Here is a 6,589-nt window from a genome sequence, read left to right on the forward strand (position 1 = left end):
GCTATTGAGGGTGGCGGCGTCGGCGGGTGGTGCGGGAATGCCAGTGGTTTCGGGATCGGGGGTGAAGTCCGGGGCGGGCGTGGGAATGCGGGTGGTTTCGGGTTCGGGTTCGGGTTCGGAGCCAGCGGCTGCGGGCGGTGTGGCAATCCGGCTTGTCGCCGGCTCTGCCGGAACCGAGATGGCCGCGGGTTGCGCGGCGAACTGCGTGGTAGCAGGCTCGCCGTCGGCTGGCGGGGCAGGTTGGGGAGCCGACAGTTTGACCCCCATCGGATCGGTAGTGGGCGCGGGGGCGTCGTCGGGAGCCGTGACCTGAAACCTCAGCCTCGGTCCGTGCTCGGGATCACCAAGCGCGATAGTCAGGCCGTCCCGGATGTCGATCGTCGACATCCTTACGCCGTCCAGGAAAAGGCCGTGATGACTCTGATCTACGGCGAGCCAATGAGTGCCGGCAAAGCGCAGCACCACCTCGCGGATCGGTTGCGACGCGGTATCGGGTCCTGGCTCGAGCGGAACATCGCAGTGCCCACCGTGACCCACGGTCACGTCGCGGCCCGGTGCGAAGACGTGCCGCACCGGTCCAACCCACACGGTCAACGGGGAGACGTCAGGGATGGCCGTCACCTTTCATCGCAGGTATCGAGACCATTCAAGTGTCTACCCGGCGCGTCGGTCTATCCACTTGCGATTGCGGCAACCCGCCAATGCGTCAGAGTGTGTTGCGTCCCGGCGCCGTCGCCGCGTTCTCCAGCAGTCGCCGCAAAACCTCGACAGCCTCGGTCAGAACTTGGCGGTCGACCGCGTCCAGCCGAGCGAGCTGCGGCTCGATGGCGGCGGCTCGGTCCCGGCGCACCGCGTTCAACGTCTGCAATCCCTGCGGGGTGATCTTGATCCGGACCGCGCGCGCATCGCCGGGGTCGATGGTCCGCGACACCAACCCGGCATCCTCGAGCCGGCGCACCTGGGTGGTCATCGTCGGTTGTGAGCAGTGGTCGACACCGGCCAGGTCGCCTATGCGAGCGTCGCCCTGCGCTTCGATGGTCGCCAACAATCGGGCCTGCGCTGAGGGCAGCGGCATCTGGATTCGCTGGGTGGCCAACCGATTCAAGCGTGCAACCACGGCCAGCAGGTCCGCGCCGAGACCATGGACGGCCTCGGTGTCACGTGCCGCAGCGGACGAAGACATACACCCATCGTTGCATAGCTTTGCTATGCGAGACCAATCATGGCGGCGGTCGGCCGAAGCGTGCGTGCCGCAGCCGCAGGCAACCGCACCTGGCAGAATCAATCGAGTGAGCGAGATCGGACCACCCCCGTCGCGCGCTCGGGGTGGACCGCTGCGACCGAGCGAATTGGCCCAGGCGTCGGTGATGGCCGCGTTGTGCGCGGTGACCGCCATCATCTCCGTCGTCGTACCGTTCGCAGCGGGAATCGCACTGCTGGGCACCGTCCCCGCCGGGTTACTGGCCTACCGCCATCGGGTGCGGGTGCTGGTCACCGCGACCATCGCCGCCGGAGTCATCGCCTTCCTGATCGCCGGCGGCGGCGGCTTCATGGGCGTTTTCCAAAGCGCATATATCGGCGGCCTCACCGGATTCATCAAACGCAAGGGCAGGGGCACCCCCACCGTGGTGGTCACGTCCTTCATTGCCGGGGTGGTGTTCGGCGCTGGCAACGTCGGGGCGTTGATGGTGCTGACTCGGTTGCGCCACCTGATGCGCGATGCCATCACCGCGAACGTGGAGGGCCTGGCCTCATTCTTCGGTCGCGTCCATCTCGAGAGCGTTGCCGCCTGGTTGAAGATTTTTTATGCCTTTGCCTTGCGCTATTGGCAGGTCGTGCTGCTGGGCATCGTGACCGTCGGCGTCATGGTCATGTCGTTGGTCGGTTGGTGGGCGCTGTCGCGGCTGCTGGAGCGAATGCGCGGAATTCCCGACGTGCACAAGCTGGATGCCCCCGCCGGCGATCTTGAGAATGCCGCCGTCGGACCCGTCCCGGTTCGGTTGACCGACGTGCGTTTCCGCTATCCCAATGCCGGCCAGGACGCGCTGCGCGAAATCAGCATGGAGATCAGCGAAGGTGAACACATAGCGATCACCGGCGCCAACGGTTCGGGCAAGACCACCCTGATGCTCATCTTGGCGGGGCGCGAACCCACATCGGGCACCGTGGACCGTCCGGGCGCGGTGGGCCTGGGCAAGCTCGGCGGCACGGCTGTTGTCTTGCAGCACCCGGAAAGTCAGGTGCTGGGCACCCGCGTCGCGGACGACGTGGTGTGGGGTCTGCCGCCGGGTACCAAGACCGACGTCGCGAAACTGCTGCGCGAGGTAGGGCTGGAAGATCTCGCCGAACGCGACACCGGCAGCCTGTCCGGCGGTGAACTGCAGCGGCTCGCGCTGGCGGCGGCCATGGCCCGGGAGCCCGCGATGCTGATCGCCGACGAGGTCACCACCATGGTCGATCAGCAAGGCCGGGAAGGGTTACTGGCCGTGCTGTCTGGTTTGACCAAGCGGCACCGAACGGCGCTGGTGCATATCACGCACTACAACAACGAGGCCGAATCCGCCCATCGCACAATAAAACTCAGTGACTCGCCAGACAACACCGGCATGGTCCAGGCGCCGGAAGCACCGGCGTCAGCCGGGGAAGTGGGCACCCACCACGCGCCGACGCTCGAGCTCATCGGTGTCGGCCACGAATACGGGATAGGGACCCCGTGGGCCAAGACCGCCCTGCACGACATCAGCTTCGTCGTCGAGCAGGGCGACGGCCTGTTGATCCACGGCGGAAATGGTTCGGGCAAGTCAACTTTGGGCTGGATCATGGCCGGATTGACGACGCCGACAAGTGGTGAGTGCCTGTTGGATGGGCGGCCCACCCACGAGCAGGTCGGCGCGGTGGCGCTGTCGTTCCAGGCAGCCCGGCTGCAGCTGATGCGTGCCCGCGTCGACCTGGAGGTCGCTTCAGCGGCCGGCTTCTCGCACAAGGACTCCGAGCGCGTGGCCGCGGCACTCGCCGTCGTCGGTCTGGACCCGGCCCTGGCCACCCGCAGCATCGATCAGCTCAGCGGAGGCCAGATGCGTCGCGTCGTGCTGGCCGGTTTGCTTGCCTGCGAGCCCAAGGCATTGATCCTCGACGAACCGCTGGCCGGTTTGGACACCGACAGCCAGCGCGGGCTGTTGCGTCTGCTCGAAGACCTGCGCCGAGACAGCGGGCTGACGGTGGTGGTGATTTCGCACGACGACGTAGGGATGGAGACCTTGTGCCCGCGCACCCTGCATCTGCGTAACGGGACGCTGGAATCGACGCCGGCGTCGACCTCCGCAGGTGGTGTGTCGTGACGATGACTTCGACCCCCTCCAAGCGGGAGACGCGCAAGCCCGGGCGTCCGGTCGTGCTGTTGGTGCCCATCCCCGGTGGCTCACCAATCCATGACTTGTGGGCGGGCACCAAGCTTTTAGTGGTGTTCGGTATCTCGTTGCTGCTGGCCTTCTACCCGGGGTGGGTAACGATCGGGTTCATGGCGGTTCTGGTGTTGGCGGCGATCCGGGTCGCGCACATCCCGCGCGGCGCCTTGCCATCGATACCGCGCTGGCTGTGGATTGTGGTGGCGCTCGGCGGTATTACCGCCGCGTTGGCAGGCGGTCGGCCCGAAATTGTCATCGGCAGCGTGGAGTTGGGACTTGGCGGCTTCTTGAACTTCCTGCGGATCACCGCGCTGACGTTGGTGCTGCTGGCGCTGGGTGGTTTGGTGTCCTACACCACCAATGTCGCCGAAATCGGTCCTGCGCTGGCGTCTTTGGGGCGACCGCTGCGGATTTTGCGGTTGCCGGTTGACGAATGGGCGGTGGCGCTGGCGCTGGCGCTCCGCGCCTTCCCGATGTTGATCGACGAGTTTCAGGTGCTGTTCGCCGCGCGCCGATTGCGACCCAAACCCACACCGCACAGCCGCAAGGAAAAGCGCCAGCAGCGACGGCTGGAAATCATCGATCTGCTCGCCGCCACCATCACCGTGACGCTGAGGCGCGCCGACGAGATGGGTGATGCGATCACGGCACGCGGCGGTACCGGTCAACTGTCGGCGAATCCGAGGCGTCCCAAGCTCGCCGACTGGGTGACGTTGACCATCACCGCGGTAGCCTGCGGTGCCGGGGTTGCCATTCAGACCATCCTTTCCGCGCACTAAGACCTGTGCAGGTTCACACGTCGCCGTTGCCGCGCTGACCACTTCGATTCCTGGTGAAAAAGTCGCTGTAGTGCTGCTGGAGGCCCATAATTAGCTGACCCACGACGGGAGGCGCAGTTGCCCGCCAAATCGATCAGCCTCAAAGCGCAAATGCTGCGCCGCCGTCCGGTGGGTGGCGCACCCGTCGCGCAGGGCGCGGCGACCGGTCTGAAACGAAGTTTCGGTACCTTCCAGTTGACCCTGTTCGGGGTCGGGTCGACCATCGGCACCGGGATCTTCTTCGTGCTGTCCCAGGCCGTGCCCGAGGCGGGGCCCGGGGTAATCGTTTCGTTCCTCATCGCGGGGGTCGCGGCCGGGCTGGCTGCCATTTGTTATGCCGAGTTAGCCTCGGCCGTACCGGTTTCGGGCTCGTCGTACTCCTATGCGTACACGACGTTGGGCGAGGCGGTAGCCATGGTGGTGGCCGCGTGTCTGCTGCTGGAGTACGGCGTTGCCACCGCGGCGGTCGCCGTCGGGTGGAGCGGATACCTCAACAAGTTGCTGTACAACCTGTTCGGTGTCGAGTTGCCGCACGCGCTGTCGGCCGCGCCGTGGGACCCGACACCGTCGGGCGTAACGCACGGCTGGGCGAATCTACCCGCGGTCATCCTGATTGCCATGTGTGCTCTGTTGTTGATTCGCGGCGCCAGCGAGTCTGCGAAGGTCAACACCGTCATGGTGCTGATCAAACTTGGCGTGCTGGGCATGTTCGTCGTCATCGCGTTCACCGCCTTCGATGACGACCACTTCAAGGATTTCGCGCCGTTCGGTGTCGCGGGCATCGGCACGGCAGCGGGCACGATCTTTTTCTCCTACATCGGGTTGGACGCGGTTTCGACGGCCGGCGACGAGGTGAAGGATCCCCAGAAGACCATGCCCCGCGCGTTGATCTCTGCGCTGTTCGTGGTGACCGGTGTCTATGTACTCGTGGCCCTGGCCGCGCTGGGCACCGAACCGTGGCAGGAATTCGGCAAGCAGGAAAACGCCGGGCTGGCAACAATTCTCGACAACGTCACCCGGGGCAGATGGGCAGGCACGATCTTGGCCGCGGGCGCGGTGATCTCGATTTTCACCGTCACGCTGGTCACGCTGTACGGCATGACCCGCATCCTGTTCGCCATGGGCCGCGACGGGTTGCTGCCCGCGCGATTTGCCAGGGTGAATCCCCAGACTATGACCCCGGTGAACAACACGGTGATCGTCGCGGTCGTCGCGTCAGTGCTGGCCGCCTTCGTGCCGTTGGACAACCTGGCGGACATGGTGTCCATCGGCACGCTCACCGCCTTCATCGTGGTATCGATCGGGGTAATCATCCTGCGGGTGCGCGAACCCTATCTCGATCGTGCCTTCAAAGTGCCGGGATACCCTGTGACACCGGTGCTTTCGGTGTTGGCGTGCGGGTACATCCTGATCAGTTTGCACTGGTACACCTGGGTTGCCTTCGGCGGCTGGATCGCGGTTGCCCTGATCTACTACTTCGCCTGGGGCCGGCATCACAGCGCGTTGAACGAAGAATCGCCGTGACGGTCGTCGTCGGATACCGTGCCGACAAGGTCGGCCTGTCGGGACTCTACTTGGCGGTCAGTTTCGCACGGACACTCAAGACGTCCCTGACCGTGGCAACCATTGTGCCCAAGGCTTGGCCGGCCCCCTCGCTAGCGCGGGTGGACGCCGAATTCGAGCACTGGGCCGAGCATTTGGCAGAAAACTCGGCCAGAGAGGCACGGCACTATCTGTTCCCGCTTGCCGATGGCGTGGAGGTCGACTATGTCCAGCGCGCCCATCGGTCGGTGTCGAACGGGTTGCTCGAAGTGGCTCAGGAGGTAGGCGCCGAGGTCCTGGTGTTGGGATCCTTACCCAGCGGTGGACGTGGGCAGGCGGTTTTCGGCAGTACCGCGGACTGGTTGCGGCATTCTTCACCGGTGCCGCTGGCGATCAGCGCGCCCGGATACCACTCACAGACCGGCGGTTTGACCCGGCTCAGCTGTGCCTATTCCGCCAACCCGCAGTCAGTTGGCGTGGTTGCGCGCTGTGCGGAATATGCCGAGCGACTAGGGCTGCCGCTGCGCGTGATCACCTTCGCCGTGCGCGGCCGGACCATGTACCCGCCGGACGTGGGGCTCGACGTCGAGGATGCGGTTTTGGAAGCGTGGGCGGTGCAGGCACGCGAAATCTTGGAGTCGCTGAAGGTCGATGGCGTAGTCGGCGATGATGTTGTGTTGCAAGTGGTTACCGGCCACAGTTGGGTCGAGGTACTGCACCAGGCGGACTGGATCGACGGCGAGATCCTGACGTTGGCCACGTCTCCGCGCACCGAGTTGCGTCGGGTGTTGCTCGGCACGCGCAGCGACAAGATCATTCGCCATG

General features: G+C 65.3%; 5 protein-coding genes and 1 pseudogene. 4 read left to right on the top strand and 2 right to left on the bottom strand.

All coding sequences use genetic code 11. The annotated features are described in order from the left end of the window. A pseudogene (locus A5634_RS28155) lies at window positions 1–621 on the bottom strand (ABC transporter ATP-binding protein); the annotation flags it as partial. Between the two features lie 85 nt (window positions 622–706). Beyond that, window positions 707–1,183 carry a MarR family winged helix-turn-helix transcriptional regulator gene (locus A5634_RS10305; protein ID WP_065143952.1) on the bottom strand — a complete coding sequence of 159 codons (477 nt, stop codon included), beginning with the start codon at window positions 1,181–1,183 and terminating at the stop codon, window positions 707–709. A 106-nt stretch (window positions 1,184–1,289) separates the two neighbouring features. Between A5634_RS10305 and A5634_RS10310 the strand changes: the two genes are divergently transcribed. The 4 genes from A5634_RS10310 to A5634_RS10325 form a co-directional block, all read left to right on the top strand. Beyond that, window positions 1,290–3,338 (top strand): ATP-binding cassette domain-containing protein, encoded by a 2,049-nt coding sequence (locus A5634_RS10310; protein ID WP_437339960.1) that lies wholly within the window; start codon window positions 1,290–1,292, stop codon window positions 3,336–3,338. After that, window positions 3,335–4,183, top strand: a complete 849-nt coding sequence (locus tag A5634_RS10315; RefSeq protein WP_155769467.1) for a CbiQ family ECF transporter T component — start codon at window positions 3,335–3,337, stop codon at window positions 4,181–4,183. Before A5634_RS10310 ends, A5634_RS10315 begins: the two co-directional genes overlap by 4 nt. Window positions 4,184–4,300: 117 nt before the next feature. Further along, entirely contained in the window at window positions 4,301–5,746 is a 1,446-nt protein-coding gene (locus tag A5634_RS10320; protein ID WP_065143950.1) for an amino acid permease, read from the top strand. Further along, on the top strand, window positions 5,743–6,589 hold an 847-nt coding region (locus tag A5634_RS10325; protein WP_065143951.1), incomplete at its 3' end, for a universal stress protein. The genes A5634_RS10320 and A5634_RS10325, both read left to right, overlap by 4 nt.

It is taken from the genome of Mycobacterium asiaticum, assembly GCF_001673365.1.
GTDB classification, from domain to species: Bacteria; Actinomycetota; Actinomycetes; order Mycobacteriales; family Mycobacteriaceae; genus Mycobacterium; species Mycobacterium asiaticum_A.